Raw genomic sequence first — 25,565 nt, 5'->3', positions numbered from 1 at the left:
CAATGTGAATGAGAAAGAGAAAAAAACAAACGAAAAGAGCATGAAGGAAATTCTGCAGTTTATTGCGCCCGGAACTCCCTTGAGAGCAGGCATTGAAAATGTTTTGCGCGCGAAAACAGGGGGGCTGATTGTCGTTGGCTTCAGCGACAAAGTAAAAGAACTCGTTGATGGCGGATTCTATATAAACTCCGCTTTCTCTCCCGCCCACTTATATGAACTGGCTAAAATGGACGGAGCCATTATTTTAAGTGATTCGGGAAATAAAATTCTTTATGCAAATGCCCAGCTCGTCCCGAATGCATTTATCAGTTCAAGTGAAACGGGCATGCGCCACCGTACGGCGGAGAGGGTGGCAAAGCAGACGGGCAACCTGGTGGTGGCCATTTCCCAGAGAAGAAACGTCATCACCCTCTACTACGGGGAACTCCGTTACGCACTGAGAGATATCGGTGTCATTTTAACAAAAGCGAATCAGGCGATTCAGACTCTTGAAAAGTACAGAACGGTGCTTGACCAGTCCATCATCAACCTTGGGGCGCTCGAATTTGAAGAGCTTGTCACATTTGATGAGCTATTGCAGGTGATTCACAGGATTGAGATGGTGCTGCGGATTAAAAACGAAATCCTGAATTATATCAATGAGCTTGGCACAGAAGGGCATCTTATCAGGCTGCAGCTGAATGAGCTGCTTTCAGATATCGAGGAAGAGGCAGCGCTTGTCATTAAAGACTATTGCTTCGATAAAACACTGGATCCCAAATACGTGCTTGAGCAATTTCAGGTGCTGACAAATACAGAACTGATGGATGACATGGTCCTTCTGCGGCTGCTCGGCTATTCGGCCCATTTCACCAACCCTGATGACCTCGTCATGCCGAGAGGGTACAGAGTGCTCAAGAAGATCCCGAGGCTCCCGCCGGTCATTATTGAAAATTTGGTGAACAAATTCTCAAATCTGAAACTTATTACGCGCGCAACCGTAGAACAGCTTGATGAGGTGGATGGAATTGGCGAGGTAAGGGCGAAGAAGATAAAAGAAGGTCTCCGCAGACTTCAGGAGCAGCTGCTGATAGACCGTCAGATATAACGAACTTTTTATGAATCTTTCACTTCAAACGTTTTAATCATCATGTTTTAGGTTATATTATTCTTGTTTTTCATTTTTCGGAAATGATATGATTCTCATTACATTTCAATCTGTTTACAGGTTCCGGAAATTCGCGTTTTCACCGTTTTAAACGGGAGAAAGTGATTATAATAGATAAGAGAAGGAGGTGGGGGTATGTTAAAACGAATTGTGCAGATCTTTTTCCTTTTCCTTGGAGGAACGCTGGGTATTTTCTTTATGCCGCAGCTGATGAAATTGTTAAGCCTGCAGGACATACCTTTTATTAATTCACCATATGCTCTGGCCATTTTAGGAGCAATATTATTTTATATCGCCACATTCTGGCTTGTTGATTATGTCGTTAACTGGGTAAAGCTTCTGGAAGAATCATTGGTAAAGGCGCCTGTGACGGATGTTCTTTTCGGTAGTTTGGGATTGATTGTCGGACTTATAATTGCCTTTCTTATTGTTAATGTTATTCCGTTTAAAGACATTCAGTATCAGGTGTTCAGCACGATCATACCGATTTTTCTGACCCTTTTGCTTGGCTACCTTGGTTTTCAGGTTGGATTTAAGCGCAAGGATGAACTGATCAGCCTGTTTTCGATTTCCGGAAAAATCGGAAAGAAAAAAGGAGCGGGTGAAGAAGAAGCGGAAGCTGAGAGCACGAAGCTCAAAATTCTGGATACAAGCGTCATTATTGACGGGAGAATTGCGGACATTTGCCAGACCGGATTTTTGGAGGGCACGATTGTCATTCCTCATTTTGTACTGGAAGAGCTTCAGCATATCGCTGATTCTTCAGATGCCCTGAAACGGAACCGCGGCCGGAGAGGCCTTGATATTCTGAACCGCATTCAAAAAGAGCTCTCAATTAAAGTTGAGATTTACGAGGGCGATTTTGAGGAAATTCAGGAAGTGGACAGCAAACTTGTGAAGCTAGCCAAGCTGACATCAGGTGTAGTTGTCACAAATGACTTTAATTTAAACAAAGTGTGCGAACTTCAGGGAGTCGGAGTGCTGAACATCAACGACCTGGCAAATGCCGTCAAGCCGGTGGTCCTGCCTGGGGAAGAGATGAAAGTTCTTGTCATCAAGGATGGAAAAGAGCACAATCAGGGCGTAGCCTACCTGGATGACGGCACGATGATTGTTGTGGAAGAGGGCCGTAACTATATCGGCAAGAACATCGACGTCATCGTGACGAGCGTTCTTCAGACTTCTGCCGGAAGAATGATTTTCGCAAAGCCTAAGCTGCTTGAAAAAGCGTTGTAGGGGAGCGGGCACATGAACTATGAAGTGATTATTCCTGCCGCTGGACAAGGAAAACGGATGAAAGCGGGCAAAAACAAACAGTTTATTGAGCTTGAAGGAAAACCGGTAATCGTTCACACCTTGACGGTTTTTGAGAAAGATCCTGCATGCACAGGCATCCTTCTTGTCATCAATCCGGATGAACGGGCTCTTTTTGAAGAAATGGCCGCAGGCCTGACAAAAATCAAAAAGATGGTCAGCGGAGGCGATGAGAGGCAGCACAGCGTCTATAACGGACTGAAAGCGGCGACCTCAGATATCGTCCTCGTGCATGACGGTGCAAGGCCATTCATAAAAAAACACGTCATTTCAAAGCTCGTAAAAGCAGCATATGAAGATGGAGCTGCAACCGTTGCAGTCCCTGTGAAGGATACGATTAAACGTGTCCTGAACAGTGAAGTGATTGAAACCGTTGAACGTTCTAGCTTGTGGGCCGTACAGACCCCACAGGCTTTTCGTCTTTCTGATATTCTTGCGGCTCATAAAGAAGCATCGGCTGCAGCATTTCTTGGAACAGATGATGCAAGCCTGATGGAGAGAAGCGGCCACAAGGTTCAAGTCATTGAAGGAGACTATACAAATATTAAACTGACTACGCCTGATGATCTGCTGATGGCTAAAGCGATACTTGAGAGTGAGAGAGGGGAATAAGGAATGTTTAGAATTGGACAGGGTTTTGATGTGCACCAGCTGACAGAGGGACGCCCCCTTATCATTGGAGGCATTGAGATTCCATATAAAAAAGGCCTTCTCGGCCATTCTGATGCAGATGTGCTGCTTCATACAGTGGCAGACGCGTGCCTTGGAGCAATCGCGGCAGGCGATATCGGAAAGCATTTTCCGGACACAGACCCTGAGTTTAAGGATGCTGATTCTGCGAAGCTGCTTCAGCATGTCTGGCAGCTTGTAAAAGAAAAGGGGTATGAACTCGGCAACATTGATTGTACGATTATTGCCCAAAAACCGAAGATGGCTCCCTATATTGATCAAATGAGAGAACGGATTGCAGAACTTCTTGAAGCTGATGCAGACCAGGTGAATGTGAAGGCGACAACGACCGAACAGCTTGGCTTCACCGGCCGCGGAGAAGGGATTGCCTCACAGGCTTCTGTTCTGATTGTGAAAAAATAAAATCCCGGACAAGCTTTTGGACACCCTGTTTTTAATGATAAAATGGAACAGATGTTAGAGATTAACGGAGGTACAGATATGACAAACGAAGTAAGAGTGCGATACGCTCCAAGTCCGACTGGACATTTACATATCGGAAATGCCCGGACAGCGCTGTTTAATTACCTTTATGCGCGCAATACCGGCGGAAAGTTTATTATCCGTATTGAAGATACAGATAAAAAGCGAAACATTGCAGGCGGCGAAGAAAGCCAGCTGAGATACTTGAAATGGCTTGGCATTGACTGGGACGAAAGCGTTGATACCGGCGGAGAATACGGCCCCTACAGACAATCAGAGCGCAACGATCTTTATAAAAAATATTACGATCAGCTGCTTGCAGAAGGAAAAGCGTACAAATGCTACTGCACAGAAGAAGAGCTTGAGCAGGAGCGGGAAGAACAGACTGAGCGCGGTGAGACGCCGCAATACTCAGGCAAATGTGCAAACCTGACACCTGAGGACCAGGCGAAGCTTGAAGCTGAAGGAAGAATGCCGAGCATCCGCTTCCGTGTTCCAAAGGGAGAAGTCATCACGTTCAATGACATCGTGAAAGAAGAGATTTCATTTGAAACAGACGGCATCGGCGATTACGTCATTGTTAAAAAAGACGGTACGCCGACTTACAACTTTGCTGTAGCGGTTGATGACCACCTTATGAAGATGACGCATATTCTAAGAGGAGAAGACCACATCTCCAATACACCAAAACAAATCATGATCTTCAATGCGTTCGGATGGGACATTCCTGTTTTCGGCCATATGACGCTGATTGTTAACGAGAACCGCAAAAAGCTCAGTAAGCGGGATGAATCAATCATCCAGTTTATTGAACAGTATAAAGAACTCGGCTATCTGCCGCAGGCCCTATTCAACTTTATCGGGCTGCTTGGCTGGTCTCCGGGCGGAGAAGAAGAAATGTTCACGAAAGATCAGTTTGCCGAGATCTTTGATCCTGCAAGGCTGTCTAAATCGCCGGCTGTTTTTGATACACAGAAATTGCTGTGGATGAACAATCAGTATGTTAAACAGCTTGATGCGGATCAGCTTGTTGAATTGACGCTTCCGCACCTTGTAAAAGCAGGCAAAGTATCTGATTCTGCATCTGCAGAAGAGCTTGACTGGGCCCGCAAACTGATTGTCCTTCATCAGGATAAAATCAGCTATGGCGCAGAGATCACAGAGCTGACTGAGCTTTTCTTTAAAGAGGAAATCTCCTATAACCGCGAAGCGCGCAATGTGCTGGACGAAGAGCAGGTGCCTGAAGTGCTGACGGCATTCGCAGAAGAGCTGGGTAAACTTGAAGCGTTCACGGCTGAAGGCATTAAAGCTGCAACGAAGGCTGTGCAGAAATCAACGGGCCATAAAGGCAAAAATCTGTTTATGCCGATCCGCGTGGCAACAACAGGCCAGACTCATGGGCCGGACCTGCCGCAGGCAATCGAACTTCTTGGTAAAGAAACGATTTTAGCAAGATTAAAAAGTGCGAACAGTTAACTTTTTGCATGAAATGTAATATAGTATGTGTAATACATTGAAACACGTTGAGAAGGAGAAGTAGAGACGCCGTTTCCATTCCAGAGAGAACCTCGCCCGGTGAAAGAGGTTTATGCGACAACTGTCTTGAAATGCACCTTTGAGTCTTTTATTGAACCTTCATATTGAAGCAGTAAATAAAAGCGGATGCTCCCCGTTAAAGGAGCCAAAGTTGAAACAGGCTTTTAACCGCCTGTTTAAACAGAGTGGAACCGCGCACAAAGCGTCTCTGTCTATTAGGACAGAGGCGCTTTTTTTATAGTCTGTTTCACAATTAGATTAAAGGACAAAATAAGGGGAAGGCTTGGGGGGAATAAAATGTTTAAAATGCTGAAAGAAGACATAGAAGTCGTATTTGAACAGGATCCGGCTGCAAGATCGTATCTGGAAGTGATACTTACTTATTCAGGACTGCATGCAATATGGGCTCACCGGCTCGCACATGCGTTTTTCAAACGGAACATGTTTTTTATCGCAAGAGTTATTTCACAAGTAAGCAGATTCTTCACAGGCATTGAAATTCACCCGGGTGCAAAGATCGGAAGGCGGTTTTTCATCGATCACGGCATGGGAGTTGTCATTGGCGAGACGTGCGAAATCGGCGATAACGTAACGGTTTTCCAGGGTGTTACCCTTGGCGGAACCGGAAAAGAGAAGGGTAAAAGGCATCCGACGATACTGGACAATGCTTTAATTGCGACAGGTGCTAAAGTGCTTGGCTCCATCACGGTTGGTGCTTATTCCAAAATCGGAGCGGGGTCTGTCGTGCTTCGTGATGTGCCGGATCATTCAACCGTTGTCGGCATTCCGGGCAAGGTCGTGATCCGAAACGGCAAGCGGATTAATCAGGATATGGATCACTGTAATCTTCCGGATCCTGTGGCAGACAGGTTCAAGGAACTTGAGGCAGAGCTCATAAGCCTGAAAGAAGAAATCGCACAATGGAAAGAAGGGAAGAGTCAAGATGACCATCAAGTTATTCAATACGCTAACCAGACAAAAAGAAACCTTTAAGCCCCTTGAAGAGGGAAAGGTAAAAATGTATGTGTGCGGACCAACGGTTTATAACTATATCCATATAGGAAATGCCCGTCCTGCGATTGTGTATGACACTGTCCGCAAATACCTTGAATACAGCGGGTATGACGTCAATTATGTATCCAACTTTACAGACGTGGACGATAAGCTGATTAAAGCGGCAAATGAGCTTGGAGAAGAAGTCCCTGCGATTGCCGAACGGTTCATCGAGGCGTATTTTGAAGATGTGACGGCGCTTGGATGTGACCGTGCGGATGCCCACCCGCGCGTAACAGAAAGCATGGATATTATTATTGATTTTATTGAAGCGCTCGTTGAAAAAGGATTTGCCTATGAAGCTGAGGGTGATGTTTATTACCGCACGAGAGCTTTTAAAGGCTACGGAAAACTCTCCCATCAGTCTGTTGATGAGCTTCGGGTGGGTGCAAGAATTGAAGCGGGAGACAAGAAACAGGATGCCCTGGATTTTGCTCTTTGGAAAGCAGCAAAACCGGGAGAAATTTCGTGGGATAGCCCTTGGGGAAAAGGACGTCCGGGCTGGCATATCGAATGCTCTGCGATGGTCCACAACCATTTCGGGGATACCATTGACATTCATGCAGGCGGACAGGACCTTACATTCCCTCACCATGAGAATGAAATCGCCCAATCAGAAGCATTGACAGAGAAGCCGTTTGCTAACTACTGGCTTCATAATGGGTATATTAATATTAACAACGAGAAAATGTCCAAATCACTTGGCAACTTCGTTCTGGTGCACGACATTATAAAAGAACATGATCCACAGGTTTTGCGGATGTTTATGCTGTCTGTTCACTACCGCCATCCAATCAATTACTCGGTTGATCTGCTTGAAAGCACGAAGAATGCGTTTGACCGCCTGCAGACATCTTATACAAATCTGCAGCACAGATCAAAAAGCAGTTCCGAGCTGACTGATGACAACGAAAAATGGCTTGGCATTATTTCTGAGCAGCGGAATCTATTCACAGAAGCTATGGATGACGACTTTAATACGGCAAATGCCATCTCGGTGCTGTTTGAGCTCTCAAGACAGGCGAACTACTACCTGCAGGAGAAAAACACGTCGCAGGAAGTCATTTTGGCCTTTACTTCAGCATTTGACGAGCTTGGAGCCATACTTGGCCTCAAATTTGGCAGCCAGGATCTATTGGACGCAGAGATTGAAGAATTGATCGAGCAGCGGATACAGGCGAGAAAAGACAGAAACTTCAAGCTGTCTGATGAAATCCGCGATAAACTGAAAGAGATGAATATCATTCTTGAAGATACGCCTCAAGGAACGAGATGGAAAAGAGGGTAAACATGCTTCGCTTAGAGGAAGTACCAAATTCAAAACAAATGAACAGTCTGGCGCTTGCGTATATCGGTGATGCCATTTACGAGGTTTTTGTAAGGCATCACCTCCTTGCCAAAGGACAGGTGCGCCCAAACCAGCTGCATAAGCTTTCAACGACCTATGTTTCTGCAAAAGCCCAGGCAGCCGTTCTGCACGAGCTTTCAAAAAAGGAAGCGTTCAGTGAAGAAGAAATGGCGATTATCCGCCGCGGCAGAAATGCAAAATCAGGCACAGTGCCAAAAAATACAGATGTTCAAACGTACAGATACAGCACAGCATTTGAAGCGCTGATCGGCTATCTTCATCTTGAGAAAAGGGAAGAGCGCCTCTCGGAAATTATTGAAGCTTCTTTTGAACTGATAGAAAACGGAGGGAGGAATTGAGGATGGCAGAAGAATACATTATTGGCCGCAATACGGTCATTGAAGCATTAAAATCAACGCGCAATGTATACAAGATCTGGATGGCCGAGAACTCAGTAAAGGGACAGGCCCAGCAGATCGCACAGCTTGCAAAAGAAAAAGGCATCACCATCCAAACGGTTCCGAAGAAAAAAATTGACCAGATGGCAGAAGGGAACCATCAGGGAGTTGTCGCGCAGGTGGCTGCCTATGAATATGCCGAGGTCGACGATATCCTGAAGGCTGCTGCTGATAAAGGCGAAGCGCCGTTTATCTTGATTCTTGATGAAATTGAGGATCCGCATAATCTCGGCTCCATCATGAGAACGGCAGATGCAACAGGCGCTCACGGCATTATCATTCCGAAGCGGAGAGCGGTAGGCCTGACAACGACAGTAGCAAAATTATCAACAGGTGCGATTGAGTATATCCCGGTTGCAAGAGTGACAAACCTTGCGAGAACAATTGAGGAGCTTAAGGAGCGTGGCGTGTGGATTGTAGGAACAGACGCGAAAGGCTCGGATGATTACCGTTCCATGGACGGCAAAATGCCGCTTGGACTCGTTATAGGCAGTGAAGGAAAAGGGATGGGAAGACTCATCAAAGAAAAATGTGATTTTCTGGTCAACTTGCCGATGGCTGGCCGGGTCACATCTCTAAATGCTTCAGTAGCAGCAGGCCTCCTTATGTATGAGGTCTACAGAAAGCGTCAGCCTCTAGGAGAATAGAAAATGGATATCCTTCTTGTTGACGGATATAACATCATCGGTGCATGGGCGAATCTTCAATCATTGAAAAAAGAGAATCTCGCAGAGGCTAGAGAGGTTCTTATTCAAAAAATGGCAGAATATCAAGCGTACACCGGATACAGAGTGATTGTTGTTTTCGATGCCCATCAGGTGAAGGGCATTGAGAAAAAACAAAAAAACCACAGAGTGGAAGTTATCTATACAAGAGAAAATGAAACAGCGGATGAGAGGATCGAAAAATTAGCCATCTCTCTGAGCAACATCAAAACACAGATCCATGTGGCAACATCAGATTTCACTGAACAATGGGCCATTTTTGGCCAGGGAGCCCTCCGCAAATCAGCAAGAGAGCTTTTGAATGAAGTGGAAGCCATTGAAAAGAGAATACAAAAGCGGGTCGAGAAAATTAAAGTAAACAGTCCCCAGTCAAAAATTCCGATAACAGATGATATGTTGAAATTGTTTGAAAAATGGCGCAGAGGCGGCTTCTAGGCTGTTGACGCTTTCAAAATGCATACTGTATAATATTTCTATCTATTGTGCGGTCGGGGGGATCGGCATGAACACACATTTCAGCATGGGCAAACTCAGCAAAGAAGATTTTCATGCTCTACTGGATGAACAGGTTGTTGAGCTTGTTCATAACGGGAACAGCGATGCTCTGGATTATTTAATCACCAAGTACCGCAATTTTGTCAGAGCAAAAGCAAGATCCTATTTTTTAATAGGTGCTGACAGAGAAGATATTATCCAGGAAGGGATGATCGGATTATATAAAGCAATCCGTGATTTCAGAGAGGACAAGCTTACATCGTTCAAAGCTTTTGCAGAGCTGTGCATCACTCGCCAGATTATTACCGCAATTAAGACCGCTACCCGTCAAAAACATATTCCTCTTAACTCATACGTTTCTCTGGATAAGCCAATTTACGATGAAGAATCTGACCGGACGCTTATGGATGTCATATCCGGGGCTAAAGTCAGTGATCCGGAAGAACTGATTATTAATCAGGAAGAATTTGATGATATAGAAACGAAAATGGGAGAGCTGTTAAGCGATCTCGAACGGAAAGTACTCGTGCTTTATCTGGACGGCAAAAGCTATCAGGAGATCTCAGAGGAGCTTAACCGCCACGTGAAATCAATCGATAACGCCCTTCAGCGTGTAAAACGCAAGCTTGAGAGGTATCTGGAACTGCGCGAAATCAATTTGTAAAACCTGTCAGGCGAGATTGACGAAGGTTCCCAGCGTGTGTTACATTTTTATAGAAAAAAGCAGGACTAGCGGAAGGTGTCGAAATGCGTAAGAAAGTATCTATGGCTTGCACAGACTGTGGAAGCAGAAACTACACAACGATGAAAAACACGTCAAGCACAGAAGAGCGTTTAGAATTCAAGAAATTTTGTAAAGCTTGCAACGCACATACGGACCACCGTGAAACAAAGTAGCACTCATCACATGATTCTATATTTCTATGACAGGCTTTCTGAATTCTCTTGGAGGTAATGTACATGCAGCGTATTGTTAATTTTTTCAAAGATGTTTCCCGTGAAATGAAAAAGGTGAGCTGGCCAAAAGGCAAAGAACTGACGCGCTATACGATTACAGTTATTGCGACAGTAGCTTTTGCAGTTGTCTTTTTTGCCATCATCGACTACGGAATTTCATCGCTGATCCGCCTTGTATCTTAAAAATAAAGCGTCTGTTTTTGATTTCGTTTTATTTTATTGAATAATAGATAGAAAATCGTGCTATAATAGAGAATATTATTTTTCCGCAAAAACCCGTTCGACGGGTTTTTTCATTGTTTAAAAATAACAGTCAGCAGAAGAAAATAACCGCAGAGTGCAATATAAGAGTCAATATGCAGGGAGGGAATGGACAAATCGTCCTATAGAAGATGGAGAAAAACTGGTATGTAGTCCACACTTATTCCGGTTACGAGAATAAGGTTAAGGCCAATCTTGAAAAGCGTGTAGAATCAATGGGCATGCAGGATAAAATCTTCCGTGTCATCGTGCCGGAAGAAGAAGAAACAGATTTCAAAAACGGCAAAAAGAAAGTCACAAAGAAAAAAGTTTTCCCTGGCTATGTGCTTGTTGAGATCGTCATGACGGACGATTCATGGTACGTTGTCCGCAACACGCCGGGTGTTACAGGTTTCGTAGGATCAGCAGGATCGGGCTCTAAGCCGACGCCGCTTCTTCCTGAAGAGGTTGTAACAATTCTTAAGCATATGGGCATGGAAGAAAAACGCATTGAAGTCGACTTTGAACTAAAAGAGTCTGTCAAAGTAATAGACGGTCCTTTTGCCAACTTTACCGGATCAATTGAAGAGATTGACAAGGATAAAGGCAAAGTGAAAGTGCTTGTCAACATGTTCGGCCGCGAAACGCCGGTTGAGCTGGAATTTTCTCAAGTTGATAAATTATAAGAAAAAAACTTGAATTCGAAAACGAAAAGTGGTAATATTTCATAAGTCAGTATGTCTCGCTTTGCGGGGCATAAAACTTGATTATTTTCTATCATTCATATAAAGAATGACGACATGAGTGGGAGGGTACAAACCCTATTACCACATCACGGACTTAAGGAGGTGTGTCTCGTGGCTAAAAAAGTAATTAAAATGGTTAAGTTGCAAATTCCTGCTGGTAAAGCTAATCCAGCGCCGCCGGTTGGTCCTGCATTGGGTCAAGCTGGTGTTAACATCATGGGATTCTGTAAGGAGTTTAACGCTCGTACAGCTGATCAGGCTGGACTTATCATTCCTGTTGAAATTACGGTATTTGAAGACCGTTCATTTACATTTATTACAAAAACTCCGCCTGCTGCAGTATTGCTTAAGAAAGCAGCTGGAATTGAGTCTGGTTCTGGTGAACCAAACCGTAATAAAGTAGCAACAGTTAAGCGTGATAAAGTACGTGAAATTGCTGAAACAAAAATGCCTGACTTAAATGCAGCTAATGTTGAATCAGCTATGCGTATGGTTGAAGGTACTGCACGCAGCATGGGTATCGTCATCGAAGACTAATTGTTGTTTTTGTTTTAGGGGGTTGCGAGTTGCTTTTCGCAACCTTTATTCGTGGGAGGTTATTCCGCTAAAACCACTAAGGAGGAAATCTATAATGGCTAAAAGAGGTAAAAAGTACGTTGAAGCTGCTAAATTAGTAGACCGTGCTCAAGCTTACGGAGTTCAAGATGCAATTGAACTTGTAAAGAAAACAAACACAGCTAAATTTGATGCAACAGTTGAAGTTGCATTCCGTTTAGGCGTTGATCCACGTAAAAACGATCAGCAAATCCGCGGTGCAGTTGTTCTTCCAAACGGAACGGGCAAAACTCAGCGCGTACTTGTATTCGCTAAAGGCGAAAAAGCGAAGGAAGCAGAAGCTGCCGGAGCTGACTATGTTGGCGATGCTGACTACATCAACAAAATCCAGCAAGGCTGGTTCGACTTTGATGTAATCGTAGCTACTCCTGACATGATGGGTGAAGTTGGTAAACTTGGACGCGTCCTTGGACCAAAAGGCTTAATGCCAAACCCTAAAACTGGAACAGTTTCTTTTGACGTTGACAAAGCGGTAAAAGAAATCAAAGCCGGTAAAGTTGAATACCGCGTTGACAAAGCTGGAAACATCCACGTGCCAATCGGTAAAGTTTCTTTCGAAGACAGCAAGCTTGTTGAGAACTTCACAACAATCTTCGAAACACTTCTAAAAGCTAAGCCAGCTGCTGCAAAAGGTACTTACATGAAGAACGTTGCTGTTGCTTCTACTATGGGACCTGGCGTAAAAGTTGATGCTTCAAGTTTCGGCATTAAATAATAGTTGACATCTCAGTCACCTTTATATATAATCAAAAATGTTGTTTAACTAAATAACTTCATTTATACCGTAGACAGCAGGTGCTACCCATGCTTAATTTCCTGCCGAGGTGTATATATGTGAACTAGTAATTAGATCGCTTGTATATATACTGCCTCCATGTCTGACGTGGAGGCATTTCTTTTGATAAGAAAGAAACCGAACGGTATAAGTGCGGAATCTTAATTCTTACAGGAGGTGTACCAATGAGCAGCGCTATCGATACAAAAAAATCCATCGTAGAAGACATTACGGCTAAGTTTCGCGAGAGCAAAACGACAATCGTTGTTGACTACCGCGGTTTAACAGTTGCAGAAGTGACAGAACTTCGTAAAACTCTTCGTGATGCTGGCATCGAGTTCAAAGTTTACAAAAACACAATGACTCGCCGCGCAGTTGAAAATGTTGAACTTACTGGTCTTAATGACGCCCTTACAGGCCCAAATGCAATTGCATTCAGTAACGACGACGTAGTTGCTCCGGCTAAGATTCTTAACGACTTTGCTAAAAAGCATGACGCGTTAGAAATCAAAGCAGGTGTAATCGAAGGAAACATTGCGACAGTAGAGCAAATTAAAGCTCTTGCAGATCTTCCATCACGCGAAGGCTTGCTTTCTATGTTGCTTAGCGTACTTCAAGCTCCAATGCGCAATCTTGCACTTGCTGCTAAAGCAGTTGCAGATCAAAAGGAAGAGCAGGGAGCTTAATCTGATCGACCCGTACCAAAACAAAAAACTAATAGGTTTATAAGGAGGAAATATACAATGACTAAAGAACAAATCATTGAAGCAGTTAAAGAAATGACTGTTTTAGAACTTAACGACTTAGTTAAAGCAATCGAAGAAGAATTTGGCGTAACTGCAGCTGCTCCTGTAGCAATGGCTGGTGGCGCTGCTGGCGGCGAAGCTGCTGCTGAGCAAACTGAATTTGACGTGGTACTTGCTAGCGCTGGTGCACAAAAAATCAAAGTTATCAAAGTTGTACGTGAAATCACTGGCCTTGGCTTGAAAGAAGCTAAAGAACTAGTTGATAACACTCCAAAAGCTATCAAAGAAGGAATCGCTAAAGAAGAAGCTGAAGAAATCAAAGGCAAACTTGAAGAAGTTGGCGCTTCTGTAGAAGTTAAGTAATTCCTGAAAAGACAAAGCTCGCTTGAAATAACAGCGGGCTTTTTTTTCACGTTTGACACCAAATGTGAACGTGCAGGTATGAATGATTGCCTGTTTAGGTATACTCCTTTAACATGGAGGGGAAAAGATGACAAATCACTACTATTCACAGCAGCCGGAAGCTTTGAGTGACCGTAAGTCATGGACATATACGTTAAGAGGGAATTCCTTTCATTTTCAAAGCGATCGCGGCGTATTTTCCAAAAACGAAGTGGACTTTGGATCAAGACTGCTGATCAATACATTTGCTCTGCCAAAAACAGATGGTGATCTGCTTGATGTCGGCTGCGGCTACGGGCCGATTGGAATTGCACTTGCGAAGGAGTTCGGCGACCGCACAGTTGATATGATTGACATCAATGAAAGAGCAGTCCAGCTTGCAAAAGAAAATGCAGAGGCGAACGGTGTCAAAAATGTCCGTATCCGCACAAGCAATCTTTTTGAAAATGTTGATCCTTCAAAAAAATACGCGGCTATCCTTACCAACCCGCCAATCCGTGCCGGGAAAAAAACAGTGCACGAGATTTTTGAAAAAAGCTATCATTCTCTTTGTCCGGGAGGAGAGCTATGGGTGGTTATTCAGAAAAAGCAAGGTGCCCCGTCTGCTATGGCCAAGCTTTCTGAAATGTTTAAAGATGTCGCTGCAGTCAAAAAGGATAAAGGCTACTATATTATCAGGGCAGAAAAAGATTGACTCGAATTTTTGCCTATGTTAACATTATAAAATGCCAATATATATATTCCAGGAGTCTCTATTTTTTTGATTGAAATGTATAAATATAGGACAAATGGAAAAGATGTTAAAATCAATAGCACGTTTGACAAAAGTGGTTTTCTAATTATAGAGACCTTTTTATTTTTGTTTTCTCCTTGTATGTGTATTGGCAGCTGCTAGATTCATTTGCGGATACATATTACAAGTTCTATTACGCTTGATTTGAGGGGTGAAGCAGTTGACAGGTCAACTAGTTCAGTATGGACGACACCGCCAACGCAGAAGTTATGCACGCATTAGTGAAGTGTTAGAATTACCAAACCTTATCGAGATTCAAACCGCTTCCTATCAGTGGTTTCTTGATGAGGGCCTCAGAGAAATGTTCACGGACATCTCTCCAATTGAGGACTTCACTGGTAACCTCTCGCTGGAATTTATCGATTACAGTTTAGGTGATCCTAAATATTCAGTAGAGGAATCCAAAGAGCGCGATGTTACCTATTCTGCACCGCTTCGTGTAAAGGTGCGTTTAATTAACAAAGAAACTGGTGAAGTGAAAGATCAGGATGTATTCATGGGTGACTTCCCATTGATGACTGAGACAGGCACGTTCGTGATCAACGGCGCCGAGCGCGTTATCGTATCACAGCTTGTTCGTTCACCAAGTGTTTATTACAGCGGAAAAGTCGATAAAAATGGTAAAAAAGGCTTTACTGCTACTGTTATTCCAAACCGTGGTGCCTGGTTAGAGTACGAAACAGATGCTAAAGATGTTGCATATGTGCGCATTGATCGCACTCGGAAACTGCCGGTAACGGTTCTTTTGCGCGCTCTCGGCTTTGGTTCTGATCAGGAAATCGTTGATCTTTTCGGAGAAAACGAATACCTTCGCAATACGCTTGATAAAGACAACACAGAGAGCACAGAGAAAGCTCTTCTTGAAATCTACGAGCGTCTGCGCCCGGGCGAGCCGCCGACTGTCGACAATGCAAAAAGCCTTCTGGATTCCCGTTTCTTTGATCCGAAGCGCTATGACCTTGCGAGTGTCGGACGCTACAAAATCAATAAAAAGCTTCACATTAAAAACCGCCTTTTCAACCAGCGTCTTGCTGAAACCTTAGTAGACCCTGAAACTGGCGAAATCATTGCAGAAAAAGATACGTTAATTGATAGACGCACACTTGACCGGATCATTCCGAACCTTGAGAGCGGCGTCGGCTTTAAAACCATCACGCCATCAGGCGGAGTAGTAGAAGAAGATGTGACGCTTCAGTCCGTTAAAATCTATGCTCCAATCGATCAAGAAGGCGAAAAAGTCATTAACGTAATCAGCAATGCTTATGTTGAAGAAAATGTGAAAAATATCACGCCTGCAGATATCCTTTCTTCTATCAGCTACTTCTTCAACCTGCTGCATGGAGTTGGGGATACAGACGACATCGACCATCTTGGAAACCGCCGTCTTCGTTCTGTAGGAGAACTCCTTCAAAACCAATTCCGAATCGGACTTTCCCGTATGGAGCGTGTTGTCCGCGAGAGAATGTCGATTCAGGATACAAATACAATTACACCTCAGCAGCTTATTAACATTCGTCCTGTTATTGCATCCATTAAAGAGTTCTTCGGAAGCTCACAGCTTTCCCAGTTCATGGATCAGACGAATCCGCTTGCTGAATTAACGCATAAACGCCGTCTTTCTGCACTTGGACCCGGTGGTTTGACGCGTGAGCGCGCAGGCTTTGAAGTCCGTGACGTTCACTACTCTCACTACGGCCGCATGTGTCCGATCGAAACTCCTGAGGGACCGAACATCGGTCTGATCAACTCTCTGTCTTCGTATGCAAAAGTAAACCGTTTCGGTTTCATTGAAACGCCGTACAGACGCGTAGACCCGGAGACCGGCAAAGTAACTGCACGAATTGATTATCTGACAGCAGATGAAGAGGATAACTATGTAGTCGCACAGGCGAACGCACGCCTTGCTGATGACGGCTCTTTCCTTGATGAAGATATCGTTTCCCGTTTCCGCGGTGAAAACACGGTCATGTCACGTGACAGAATGGACTACATGGATGTATCTCCAAAGCAGGTTGTATCTGCAGCGACAGCATGTATTCCGTTCCTTGAAAACGATGACTCCAACCGTGCCCTCATGGGAGCGAACATGCAGCGTCAGGCAGTTCCGCTTATGAATCCTGAATCTCCAATTGTCGGAACAGGCATGGAGTATGTATCAGGAAAAGATTCGGGTGCTGCTGTAATCTGTAAATTCCCTGGTGTTGTTGAGAAAGTTGAAGCTAAAAACATCTGGGTGCGCCGCTATGAAGATGTGGACGGCGTTAAAACAAAAGGCAACCTTGATAAGTACAGCCTTCTGAAGTTCATCCGTTCTAACCAAGGTACGTGCTACAACCAGCGTCCGATTGTAAGTGTTGGCGATGAAGTTGTAAAAGGCGAAATCCTTGCTGACGGACCTTCAATGGAACTGGGCGAACTTGCACTTGGACGCAACGTAATGGTTGCATTCATGACATGGGACGGCTACAACTATGAAGATGCCATCATCATGAGCAGACGTCTTGTAAAAGATGATGTATACACGTCTATTCATATTGAAGAATATGAATCAGAGTCCCGTGATACAAAGCTTGGACCGGAAGAAATTACGCGCGACATCCCGAACGTAGGGGAAGATGCCCTTCGCAATCTTGATGACCGCGGTATTATCCGTGTCGGTGCAGAAGTAAAAGACGGAGACCTGCTTGTTGGTAAAGTAACACCTAAAGGGGTTACGGAACTTACAGCCGAGGAACGTCTGCTTCATGCAATATTCGGTGAAAAAGCAAGAGAAGTCCGCGATACTTCCCTTCGTGTTCCTCACGGAGGCGGCGGAATCGTTCTTGATGTAAAAGTATTCAACCGCGAAGACGGCGATGAGCTTCCTCCTGGCGTAAACCAGCTAGTCCGCGCATATATCGTTCAGAAGCGTAAAATTTCTGAAGGCGATAAAATGGCCGGACGACATGGTAACAAAGGGGTTATCTCAAGAATCCTTCCTGAAGAAGATATGCCTTATCTTCCAGACGGAACTCCGGTTGATATCATGCTTAACCCGCTTGGTGTACCATCCCGTATGAACATCGGTCAGGTGCTTGAGCTTCATCTTGGAATGGCAGCGCGCAAACTAGGCATGCATGTAGCATCCCCGGTATTTGATGGCGCCCGTGAAGAAGATGTATGGTCAACACTTGAAGAAGCCGGTATGGCGCGAGATGCCAAAACCGTCCTTTACGACGGCCGTACAGGTGAACCGTTTGATAACCGTGTATCAGTTGGAATCATGTACATGATCAAACTTGCCCACATGGTAGACGATAAATTACATGCCCGTTCAACAGGTCCATACTCACTTGTTACGCAACAGCCTCTTGGCGGTAAAGCCCAGTTCGGCGGACAGCGTTTCGGAGAGATGGAAGTATGGGCGCTTGAAGCTTATGGCGCTGCTTATACTCTTCAGGAAATTCTTACTGTTAAGTCAGATGACGTTGTCGGACGTGTTAAAACGTATGAGGCGATTGTCAAAGGCGAAAATGTACCGGAGCCGGGAGTTCCAGAGTCATTCAAAGTATTGATCAAAGAACTTCAAAGTTTAGGTATGGACGTTAAGATTCTTTCAGGCGATGAACAGGAAATCGAAATGAGAGATCTTGAAGACGATGAAGAAGGACAGCAGTCAGAAGGCTTATCCCTGAATGATCAGCCGGATGATCTTTCATCAGCAGCAATGGAAAAAGAAAAAGACGCAGTTACGAAAGAATAGTAAGCAATAAGGGTAAAACCTGAAGACGAAAAGGGAGGTAGGCCCCTTGCTAGATGTAAATAACTTTGAGTATATGAACATCGGTCTCGCATCACCCGATAAAATCCGCTCGTGGTCATTCGGTGAAGTGAAGAAACCAGAAACGATTAACTATCGTACGTTAAAACCAGAAAAAGACGGGTTATTCTGTGAGCGCATTTTCGGTCCTACAAAGGACTGGGAATGTCATTGCGGAAAATACAAACGAGTACGCTATAAAGGCGTAGTCTGTGACCGATGCGGAGTCGAAGTGACTCGTGCAAAGGTTCGCCGTGAGCGTATGGGGCACATTGAGCTTGCTGCCCCAGTCTCACACATTTGGTATTTCAAAGGAATCCCGAGCCGCATGGGACTTGTTCTTGACATGTCACCTCGTGCTCTCGAAGAAGTTATCTATTTTGCTTCTTACGTCGTAACGGAAACCGGCGATACACCTCTTGAAAAGAAACAGCTTCTTTCCGAGAAGGAATATCGTGCTTACCGTGACAAATACAGCTCATCGTTCCAGGCTGCAATGGGAGCAGAAGCGATCAAAAAGCTTCTTTCAGACATTGACCTTGATAAAGAGGTAGACCAGCTTAAAGAAGAGCTTAAAACGTCACAGGGACAGCGCAGAACACGTGCCATCAAGCGACTTGAAGTGCTTGAAGCATTCCGTAATTCAGGAAATGAGCCATCATGGATGATCCTTGATGTGCTTCCGGTTATTCCTCCTGAGCTGCGCCCGATGGTTCAGCTTGACGGCGGACGTTTTGCAACGTCTGACTTGAATGACCTTTACCGCCGTGTTATTAACCGCAACAACCGCTTAAAGCGTCTATTGGACCTTGGTGCTCCGAGCATCATCGTTCAAAATGAAAAGCGCATGCTTCAGGAAGCGGTCGATGCATTAATTGATAACGGACGCCGCGGCCGTCCTGTAACCGGACCGGGTAACCGTCCGCTTAAATCACTTTCACACATGCTGAAAGGGAAACAGGGACGTTTCCGTCAGAACCTTCTTGGAAAACGTGTTGACTATTCAGGCCGTTCGGTTATCGTTGTAGGTCCGAACCTGAAAATGTACCAATGCGGACTTCCTAAAGAAATGGCACTTGAACTTTTCAAGCCTTTCGTAATGAAGGAGCTAGTTGAGAAAGGCCTTGCACACAATATTAAAAGTGCAAAGCGTAAAATAGAACGCGTATCTCCTGAAGTATGGGATGTATTAGAGTCTGTTATCCGCGAGCACCCAGTGCTGTTAAACCGCGCACCGACTCTTCACAGACTTGGTATTCAGGCATTCGAACCGACACTTGTAGAAGGACGCGCAATCCGCCTTCACCCTCTTGTATGTACAGCTTACAACGCTGACTTTGACGGTGACCAAATGGCGGTTCACGTACCGCTTTCAGCTGAAGCTCAGGCAGAGGCCCGAATCCTTATGCTTGCAGCGCAGAACATCCTGAATCCTAAGGATGGTAAGCCGGTTGTTACACCTTCTCAGGATATGGTTCTTGGAAACTACTACCTGACACTTGAGCGCGAAGGTGCTGTTGGGGAAGGTATGGTCTTTAAAGATACAAATGAAGCACTTCTTGCCTATCAGAACGGCTATGTGCATCTTCATACCCGTATTGCTGTTCAAGCAAGCTCTCTGCCGAATGAATCATTTACAGATGAGCAGCGCAAAAAGCTTCTTGTAACAACAGTCGGAAAATTGATCTTCAATGAAATTCTTCCTCCTTCATTCCCGTACATGAATGAACCGACGAAGAGCAACATTGAAGATGAAACACCGGAAAAGTTCTTTATTGATGCAAATGTGAATGTCAAAGAATTCATCCAGAGCCAGGAGGTTATTTCTCCGTTCAAAAAAGGAATTCTTGGTAAGATCATTGCTGAAATCTTTAAGAAATTCCACATTACCGAAACATCCAAAATGCTTGACCGCATGAAGGATCTTGGTTTCAGATATTCTACAAAAGCCGGTATTACGGTTGGTGTGTCTGACATCATCGTACTTCGGGAGAAAGAAGAAATCCTTAAAGAAGCTCAGGCTAAAGTTGATAATGTTCTTAAACAGTTCAAACGCGGTCTGATTACAGAAGAAGAGCGCTATGAACGCGTCATCTCTATCTGGAGTGCTTCTAAAGACGTCATTCAAGGCAAGCTGATGGCTTCCCTGGATAAACGCAACCCAATCTTTATGATGAGTGATTCCGGAGCCCGTGGTAACGCATCTAACTTTACGCAGCTTGCCGGAATGCGCGGACTGATGGCCAACCCGGCCGGACGTATTATCGAACTTCCGATCAAATCAAGTTTCCGTGAAGGCTTAACAGTTCTTGAGTACTTTATCTCTACGCATGGTGCCCGTAAAGGTCTTGCGGATACAGCCCTTAAGACAGCTGACTCAGGTTACTTGACAAGACGTCTTGTTGACGTTGCCCAGGATGTTATCATCCGTGATGAAGACTGCGGAACTGACCGCGGAATTCTGACACGTTCAATTAAAGAAGGAACAGAAATTATCGAGCATCTTGAAGAGCGCCTTATCGGACGCTATGCTCGCAAAACGCTGAAACATCCTGAAACAGGTGAAGTGATTGTTGAGGAAAATGATCTGATTACAGAAGATCTTGCTCATACAATTGTGGAACTTGGTATTGAGGAAGTCTGGATCCGTTCTGCATTTACGTGTAACACACGCCACGGCGTATGTAAAAAATGCTATGGACGCAATCTTGCTACCGGAACAGAAGTTGAAGTGGGAGAAGCAGTCGGTATCATCGCTGCCCAGTCAATCGGTGAGCCGGGAACTCAGCTTACAATGCGTACGTTCCATACAGGCGGTGTTGCCGGAGACGACATCACTCAAGGTTTGCCTCGTATTCAGGAGCTGTTCGAAGCGCGTAACCCTAAAGGTCAGGCGACAATTTCCGAAATTGACGGTGTTGTTGTTGAGATTAATGAAGTACGCGACAGACAGCAGGAAATCGTCATCAAAGGCGACGTTGAAACACGCACGTACACAGCTGCTTACAATGCAAGACTGAAAGTTGCTGAAGGTGACCAGATCAGACACGGCCAGGAGCTGACTGAAGGTTCGATTGATCCTAAAGAATTGCTCAAGGTGACAGATCTCACGTCTGTTCAGGAATACCTGCTTCGTGAAGTGCAGAAAGTATACCGCATGCAAGGGGTAGAGATCGGTGACAAACACGTAGAAGTAATGGTTCGCCAGATGCTTCGCAAAGTAAGAGTAATGGATGCTGGAGATACAGATGTATTGCCGGGCACATTGCTGGATGTTCACCAATTTACGGATGCCAACAAGAAAGTGCTTCTTGACGGCAAGCGCCCTGCTACAGGACGTCCGATCCTTCTTGGTATCACGAAAGCTTCTCTTGAAACAGATTCATTCCTGTCTGCTGCATCGTTCCAGGAAACAACTCGTGTCCTGACAGATGCTGCAATCAAAGGAAAACGTGATGAACTTCTCGGCCTGAAAGAAAATGTAATCATCGGTAAGCTTGTACCTGCCGGAACAGGAATGCAGCGCTACAGACGCGTTAATCCGATTCCGCGTACACAGCCTGAAGGTGAAACAATACCTGCAGAGTAACTAACTGAAGAAGAGATGGGTGAATCCAGAAAAATGTTTCACTGATCTGGTTGACATCCATCTCTTACGATGTTAGTATATCCTAGGTGCTTAATTAAAACCTGTTGCTTTGGAGGATGTATTTATATGTCTTATGAAAAAGTATCGCAGGCACATAAAGTAATCGTTGGTACGAAGCAAACAGTAAAAGCTCTAAAGCTTGGCCAGGTAAAGGAACTGGTTGTTGCTGAAGATGCAGATCCAAGGATTGTGAAACCAGTCATTGAACTTGCAGAACAGAAGAACATTTCCCTTCACATGGTCGACTCTATGAAAAAGCTTGGAAAAGCTTGCGGAATAGAAGTTGGAGCCGTAACTGTAGCTATTATCAATTAAAAACCGTTTTTGCCAAGAGTGACAAACTCTCTGCAAAAACTTTGTTTTTGCCCAAATATGAACCACCTGGATGTGTGGTATTAAACATTAAGAGAGGAGGACATAAACATGCCTACTATTAACCAGCTAGTTCGCAAAGGACGCGTAAGCAAAGTTGAAAAATCAACTTCTCCTGCACTGAACAAAGGTTACAACAGCTTCAAAAAAGAGCAGACTAACACTTCATCACCGCAAAAACGCGGAGTATGTACTCGTGTTGGTACAATGACACCGAAGAAACCGAACTCGGCTCTTCGTAAATACGCTCGTGTACGCCTGACTAACGGAATCGAGGTTACTGCCTACATTCCAGGTATCGGACACAACCTGCAAGAGCACAGTGTTGTACTTATCCGCGGCGGACGTGTAAAAGATTTACCGGGTGTACGTTACCACATCGTTCGCGGTGCGCTTGACACTGCAGGTGTTGACAAACGTATGCAAGGCCGCTCTAAATACGGTACAAAACGCCCAAAAGCACCAAAAAAATAATGCCTTAAGTCATATATCACTTAAGTATATTGCATGAAGGGAGGATATAACATGCCACGTAAAGGTCCTGTTACAAAAAGAGACGTATTGCCAGATCCACTTTACAACTCAAAGCTTGTTAGTCGTCTAATCAACAGAATTATGGTTGACGGTAAGAGAGGTAAAGCACAAACTATTCTTTACACTGCTTTTGACATCGTGAAAGAGCGTTCAGGTAAAGAAGCAATTGAAGTGTTCGAGCAAGCACTTAAAAACATCATGCCAGTTCTTGAGGTAAGAGCTCGTCGTGTGGGTGGTGCAAACTATCAAGTACCTGTTGAAGTTCGCCCTGACCGCCGTACAACTCTTGGTCTTCGCTGGTTAGTAAACTACGCTCGTCTTCGCGGAGAGAAAACGATGGAAGAGCGTTTAGCTAACGAGATTCTTGATGCTGCCAACAACACTGGTTCATCAGTTAAGAAGCGTGAAGACACTCACAAAATGGCTGAAGCTAACAAAGCATTCGCTCACTACCGCTGGTAGGATTCAATATAAACCAATAACTATACTAATCCTTATAAAAGGAAGGAGAAAAGACCCCAATGGCAAGAGAGTTCTCCTTAGACAAAACTCGTAATATCGGCATCATGGCTCACATCGATGCCGGTAAAACGACGACTACTGAACGTGTACTTTTCTACACTGGACGTATTCACAAAATTGGTGAGACACACGAAGGTGCGTCTCAAATGGACTGGATGGAGCAGGAGCAGGAGCGTGGAATCACGATCACTTCTGCTGCTACAACTGCTCAGTGGAAAGGCCATCGCGTAAACATCATCGATACACCTGGACACGTAGACTTCACAGTTGAAGTTGAACGTTCACTTCGTGTACTTGATGGTGCTGTAGCAGTACTTGATGCACAATCAGGTGTTGAGCCTCAAACTGAAACAGTATGGCGCCAGGCAACAACTTACGGAGTACCGCGTGTAGTATTCGTTAACAAAATGGATAAAATCGGTGCGGATTTCTTATACTCTGTAAAAACATTGCATGACCGTCTTGAAGCAAATGCTCATCCAATTCAGCTTCCAATCGGTGCTGAAGATCAATTCGAAGGAATTATCGATCTTGTAGATAACGTAGCATACTTCTACGAAGATGATCTTGGAACTCGTTCTGAGGCTAAAGAAATTCCTGAAGAGTATAAAGATCTTGCTGAAGAGTGGCGCGGCAAGCTTGTAGAAGCTGTTGCTGAACTTGACGAAGAGCTTATGATGAAATACCTTGAGGGTGAAGAGCTTACAATCGATGAATTGAAAGCTGGAATCCGTAAAGGTACAGTAAATGTAGAATTCTACCCAGTTATCTGCGGATCTGCATTTAAAAACAAAGGTGTACAGTTAATGCTTGACGCAGTTCTTGATTACCTGCCATCACCTCTTGATGTACCTGCAATCAAAGGTATCACTCCTGACACAGAAGAAGAAGTAATCCGCGAATCAAGCGATGAGGGTCCTTTCTCAGCACTTGCATTCAAAGTTATGACTGACCCTTATGTTGGGAAACTTACATTCTTCCGCGTATATTCAGGTGTTCTTAACTCTGGATCTTACGTACAAAACTCAACGAAAGGCAAGCGTGAGCGTGTAGGACGTATCCTGCAAATGCATGCTAACTCTCGTGAGGAAATCTCTACTGTATATGCTGGTGACATCGCTGCTGCTGTAGGTCTTAAAGACACTACAACTGGTGATACTCTATGTGATGAAAAGAGCCTTGTTATCTTGGAATCAATGGAATTCCCAGAGCCGGTTATCTCGCTTTCAGTTGAGCCAAAATCAAAAGCTGACCAAGACAAAATGTCTACAGCTTTATCTAAGCTTTCTGAAGAAGATCCAACTTTCAAAGCTCACACTGACACTGAAACAGGTCAAACGATCATCTCTGGTATGGGTGAACTTCACCTTGATATCATTGTTGACCGTATGAGACGTGAATTCAAAGTTGAAGCTAACGTTGGTGCTCCTCAGGTTGCATACCGTGAAACTTTCCGCGGATCTGCGAAAGTTGAAGGTAAGTTTGCACGCCAATCCGGTGGACGCGGTCAATTCGGACACGTTTGGATCGAATTCGAACCAAATGAAGAAGGAAAAGGCTTTGAGTTCCACAACAAAATCGTCGGCGGTGTTGTTCCTCGTGAATACATCCCAGCGGTTGGAGCAGGCTTAGAAGACTCCATGAAAAATGGTGTTCTTGCAGGCTACCCGCTAATCGATGTTAAAGCATCATTAGTAGACGGTTCTTACCATGATGTTGACTCAAGTGAGATGGCGTTTAAAATTGCTGCATCTATGGCACTTAAAAACGCTGTATCTAAGTGTAACCCTGTTATTCTTGAGCCTGTTATGAAGGTTGAAGTAGTTATCCCTGATGAGTACATGGGAGATATCATGGGTGATATCACTTCTCGCCGCGGTCGCGTTGAAGGCATGGAAGCTCGCGGAAACGCTCAAGTAGTACGTGCTATGGTACCACTTTCTGAAATGTTTGGATATGCAACTGCACTTCGTTCAAACACTCAAGGACGCGGAACATTCTCTATGCACTTTGATCACTACGAAGAGGTTCCAAAATCAATTTCTGAAGAAATTATCAAAAAAAATAAAGGTGAATAATTGATTTTCACTCTTTATTAAAGTATAACTACTTATGTATGTATAGAAAGTGGACAACGTTCACTTTCTGAAATCTATATAATCAATCATGACTCTAAGGAGGAATTTA

At 44.4% G+C, this 25,565-nt stretch carries 25 protein-coding genes and 2 other annotated features; all 25 genes read left to right on the top strand.

What is annotated here, in order from left to right:
- The first annotated feature begins 4 nt into the window (after positions 1 to 4).
- On the top strand, positions 5 to 1,087 hold the full coding sequence (gene disA, locus AZ46_RS13160) for a DNA integrity scanning diadenylate cyclase DisA (RefSeq protein WP_267881661.1): 1,083 nt from the start codon (positions 5 to 7) through the stop codon (positions 1,085 to 1,087).
- Positions 1,088 to 1,282: 195 nt separating this feature from the next.
- Positions 1,283 to 2,383, top strand: coding sequence for a PIN/TRAM domain-containing protein (locus tag AZ46_RS13155; protein ID WP_029282881.1), 1,101 nt, complete (start codon positions 1,283 to 1,285; stop codon positions 2,381 to 2,383).
- Between the two features lie 12 nt (positions 2,384 to 2,395).
- Positions 2,396 to 3,073, top strand: a complete 678-nt coding sequence (gene ispD / locus AZ46_RS13150) for a 2-C-methyl-D-erythritol 4-phosphate cytidylyltransferase (protein ID WP_029282879.1) — start codon at positions 2,396 to 2,398, stop codon at positions 3,071 to 3,073.
- Positions 3,074 to 3,076: 3 nt separating this feature from the next.
- Positions 3,077 to 3,553, top strand: coding sequence for a 2-C-methyl-D-erythritol 2,4-cyclodiphosphate synthase (gene ispF / locus AZ46_RS13145; protein ID WP_029282878.1), 477 nt, complete (start codon positions 3,077 to 3,079; stop codon positions 3,551 to 3,553).
- 78 nt (positions 3,554 to 3,631) lie between these two features.
- Positions 3,632 to 5,089 (top strand): glutamate--tRNA ligase, encoded by a 1,458-nt coding sequence (gene gltX, locus AZ46_RS13140; protein ID WP_029282876.1) that lies wholly within the window; start codon positions 3,632 to 3,634, stop codon positions 5,087 to 5,089.
- Between the two features lie 38 nt (positions 5,090 to 5,127).
- Positions 5,128 to 5,362 (top strand) — a binding site (T-box leader).
- An 84-nt stretch (positions 5,363 to 5,446) separates the two neighbouring features.
- Complete coding sequence (gene cysE, locus AZ46_RS13135; protein WP_051827349.1) at positions 5,447 to 6,142, top strand: serine O-acetyltransferase; 696 nt, start codon at positions 5,447 to 5,449, stop codon at positions 6,140 to 6,142.
- Positions 6,093 to 7,490 carry a cysteine--tRNA ligase gene (gene cysS, locus AZ46_RS13130; protein ID WP_029282871.1) on the top strand — a complete coding sequence of 466 codons (1,398 nt, stop codon included), beginning with the start codon at positions 6,093 to 6,095 and terminating at the stop codon, positions 7,488 to 7,490. The genes cysE and cysS overlap by 50 nt, the downstream gene beginning before the upstream one ends.
- Positions 7,491 to 7,492: 2 nt before the next feature.
- Complete coding sequence (locus tag AZ46_RS13125; protein ID WP_029282869.1) at positions 7,493 to 7,909, top strand: Mini-ribonuclease 3; 417 nt, start codon at positions 7,493 to 7,495, stop codon at positions 7,907 to 7,909.
- Between the two features lie 2 nt (positions 7,910 to 7,911).
- The gene (gene rlmB / locus AZ46_RS13120; RefSeq protein WP_029282867.1) at positions 7,912 to 8,655 is read left to right on the top strand and encodes a 23S rRNA (guanosine(2251)-2'-O)-methyltransferase RlmB; all 744 of its coding nucleotides are present in this window, start codon (positions 7,912 to 7,914) and stop codon (positions 8,653 to 8,655) included.
- 3 nt (positions 8,656 to 8,658) lie between these two features.
- Positions 8,659 to 9,168 carry an NYN domain-containing protein gene (locus AZ46_RS13115; RefSeq protein ID WP_029282865.1) on the top strand — a complete coding sequence of 170 codons (510 nt, stop codon included), beginning with the start codon at positions 8,659 to 8,661 and terminating at the stop codon, positions 9,166 to 9,168.
- Positions 9,169 to 9,235: 67 nt separating this feature from the next.
- Positions 9,236 to 9,892 (top strand): RNA polymerase sporulation sigma factor SigH, encoded by a 657-nt coding sequence (gene sigH, locus AZ46_RS13110; RefSeq protein WP_029282863.1) that lies wholly within the window; start codon positions 9,236 to 9,238, stop codon positions 9,890 to 9,892.
- A gap of 83 nt (positions 9,893 to 9,975) precedes the next feature.
- Positions 9,976 to 10,125, top strand: coding sequence for a 50S ribosomal protein L33 (gene rpmG / locus AZ46_RS21570; protein ID WP_081414214.1), 150 nt, complete (start codon positions 9,976 to 9,978; stop codon positions 10,123 to 10,125).
- A gap of 63 nt (positions 10,126 to 10,188) precedes the next feature.
- Entirely contained in the window at positions 10,189 to 10,368 is a 180-nt protein-coding gene (gene secE, locus AZ46_RS13105) for a preprotein translocase subunit SecE (protein ID WP_029282861.1), read from the top strand.
- Positions 10,369 to 10,577: 209 nt separating this feature from the next.
- Positions 10,578 to 11,111 carry a transcription termination/antitermination protein NusG gene (gene nusG / locus AZ46_RS13100; RefSeq protein WP_029282859.1) on the top strand — a complete coding sequence of 178 codons (534 nt, stop codon included), beginning with the start codon at positions 10,578 to 10,580 and terminating at the stop codon, positions 11,109 to 11,111.
- A gap of 171 nt (positions 11,112 to 11,282) precedes the next feature.
- On the top strand, positions 11,283 to 11,708 hold the full coding sequence (rplK, locus tag AZ46_RS13095) for a 50S ribosomal protein L11 (protein ID WP_029282857.1): 426 nt from the start codon (positions 11,283 to 11,285) through the stop codon (positions 11,706 to 11,708).
- Positions 11,709 to 11,802: 94 nt separating this feature from the next.
- Positions 11,803 to 12,501 (top strand): 50S ribosomal protein L1, encoded by a 699-nt coding sequence (gene rplA / locus AZ46_RS13090; RefSeq protein WP_029282855.1) that lies wholly within the window; start codon positions 11,803 to 11,805, stop codon positions 12,499 to 12,501.
- 49 nt (positions 12,502 to 12,550) lie between these two features.
- Positions 12,551 to 12,693 (top strand) — a sequence feature (ribosomal protein L10 leader region).
- 53 nt (positions 12,694 to 12,746) lie between these two features.
- Entirely contained in the window at positions 12,747 to 13,247 is a 501-nt protein-coding gene (gene rplJ, locus AZ46_RS13085; RefSeq protein WP_029282853.1) for a 50S ribosomal protein L10, read from the top strand.
- 57 nt (positions 13,248 to 13,304) lie between these two features.
- Complete coding sequence (gene rplL / locus AZ46_RS13080; RefSeq protein WP_029282851.1) at positions 13,305 to 13,670, top strand: 50S ribosomal protein L7/L12; 366 nt, start codon at positions 13,305 to 13,307, stop codon at positions 13,668 to 13,670.
- A gap of 127 nt (positions 13,671 to 13,797) precedes the next feature.
- Entirely contained in the window at positions 13,798 to 14,403 is a 606-nt protein-coding gene (locus AZ46_RS13075; RefSeq protein WP_029282849.1) for a class I SAM-dependent methyltransferase, read from the top strand.
- Between the two features lie 259 nt (positions 14,404 to 14,662).
- Positions 14,663 to 18,244, top strand: coding sequence for a DNA-directed RNA polymerase subunit beta (gene rpoB / locus AZ46_RS13070; RefSeq protein WP_029282847.1), 3,582 nt, complete (start codon positions 14,663 to 14,665; stop codon positions 18,242 to 18,244).
- Positions 18,245 to 18,290: 46 nt separating this feature from the next.
- Entirely contained in the window at positions 18,291 to 21,890 is a 3,600-nt protein-coding gene (gene rpoC / locus AZ46_RS13065) for a DNA-directed RNA polymerase subunit beta' (RefSeq protein ID WP_029282845.1), read from the top strand.
- A 126-nt stretch (positions 21,891 to 22,016) separates the two neighbouring features.
- Positions 22,017 to 22,265 (top strand): 50S ribosomal protein L7ae-like protein, encoded by a 249-nt coding sequence (locus AZ46_RS13060; protein ID WP_029282843.1) that lies wholly within the window; start codon positions 22,017 to 22,019, stop codon positions 22,263 to 22,265.
- A gap of 108 nt (positions 22,266 to 22,373) precedes the next feature.
- On the top strand, positions 22,374 to 22,796 hold the full coding sequence (rpsL, locus tag AZ46_RS13055) for a 30S ribosomal protein S12 (protein WP_029282841.1): 423 nt from the start codon (positions 22,374 to 22,376) through the stop codon (positions 22,794 to 22,796).
- 51 nt (positions 22,797 to 22,847) lie between these two features.
- Positions 22,848 to 23,318, top strand: coding sequence for a 30S ribosomal protein S7 (gene rpsG, locus AZ46_RS13050; protein WP_029282839.1), 471 nt, complete (start codon positions 22,848 to 22,850; stop codon positions 23,316 to 23,318).
- A gap of 59 nt (positions 23,319 to 23,377) precedes the next feature.
- Positions 23,378 to 25,456, top strand: a complete 2,079-nt coding sequence (gene fusA, locus AZ46_RS13045; protein ID WP_029282837.1) for an elongation factor G — start codon at positions 23,378 to 23,380, stop codon at positions 25,454 to 25,456.
- Positions 25,457 to 25,565 lie beyond the last annotated feature (109 nt).

This window comes from Metabacillus indicus LMG 22858, assembly GCF_000708755.2.
Lineage (GTDB): Bacteria > Bacillota > Bacilli > Bacillales > Bacillaceae > Bacillus_P > Bacillus_P indicus.
This window is presented reverse-complemented; position numbering and strand designations above follow the sequence as displayed.

Coding starts and splice junctions, on each gene's coding strand:
- AZ46_RS13115 (WP_029282865.1), top strand. CDS start 8,659: ATGGATATCCTTCTTGTTGACGGATATAACATCATCGGTGCATGGGCG.
- gltX (WP_029282876.1), top strand. CDS start 3,632: ATGACAAACGAAGTAAGAGTGCGATACGCTCCAAGTCCGACTGGACAT.
- rplA (WP_029282855.1), top strand. CDS start 11,803: ATGGCTAAAAGAGGTAAAAAGTACGTTGAAGCTGCTAAATTAGTAGAC.
- rpmG (WP_081414214.1), top strand. CDS start 9,976: ATGCGTAAGAAAGTATCTATGGCTTGCACAGACTGTGGAAGCAGAAAC.
- AZ46_RS13155 (WP_029282881.1), top strand. CDS start 1,283: ATGTTAAAACGAATTGTGCAGATCTTTTTCCTTTTCCTTGGAGGAACG.
- secE (WP_029282861.1), top strand. CDS start 10,189: ATGCAGCGTATTGTTAATTTTTTCAAAGATGTTTCCCGTGAAATGAAA.
- sigH (WP_029282863.1), top strand. CDS start 9,236: ATGAACACACATTTCAGCATGGGCAAACTCAGCAAAGAAGATTTTCAT.
- fusA (WP_029282837.1), top strand. CDS start 23,378: ATGGCAAGAGAGTTCTCCTTAGACAAAACTCGTAATATCGGCATCATG.
- AZ46_RS13060 (WP_029282843.1), top strand. CDS start 22,017: ATGTCTTATGAAAAAGTATCGCAGGCACATAAAGTAATCGTTGGTACG.
- rplL (WP_029282851.1), top strand. CDS start 13,305: ATGACTAAAGAACAAATCATTGAAGCAGTTAAAGAAATGACTGTTTTA.
- ispF (WP_029282878.1), top strand. CDS start 3,077: ATGTTTAGAATTGGACAGGGTTTTGATGTGCACCAGCTGACAGAGGGA.
- ispD (WP_029282879.1), top strand. CDS start 2,396: ATGAACTATGAAGTGATTATTCCTGCCGCTGGACAAGGAAAACGGATG.
- AZ46_RS13125 (WP_029282869.1), top strand. CDS start 7,493: ATGCTTCGCTTAGAGGAAGTACCAAATTCAAAACAAATGAACAGTCTG.
- AZ46_RS13075 (WP_029282849.1), top strand. CDS start 13,798: ATGACAAATCACTACTATTCACAGCAGCCGGAAGCTTTGAGTGACCGT.
- rpsL (WP_029282841.1), top strand. CDS start 22,374: ATGCCTACTATTAACCAGCTAGTTCGCAAAGGACGCGTAAGCAAAGTT.
- rplJ (WP_029282853.1), top strand. CDS start 12,747: ATGAGCAGCGCTATCGATACAAAAAAATCCATCGTAGAAGACATTACG.
- rpsG (WP_029282839.1), top strand. CDS start 22,848: ATGCCACGTAAAGGTCCTGTTACAAAAAGAGACGTATTGCCAGATCCA.
- cysE (WP_051827349.1), top strand. CDS start 5,447: ATGTTTAAAATGCTGAAAGAAGACATAGAAGTCGTATTTGAACAGGAT.
- nusG (WP_029282859.1), top strand. CDS start 10,578: ATGGAGAAAAACTGGTATGTAGTCCACACTTATTCCGGTTACGAGAAT.
- cysS (WP_029282871.1), top strand. CDS start 6,093: ATGACCATCAAGTTATTCAATACGCTAACCAGACAAAAAGAAACCTTT.
- rlmB (WP_029282867.1), top strand. CDS start 7,912: ATGGCAGAAGAATACATTATTGGCCGCAATACGGTCATTGAAGCATTA.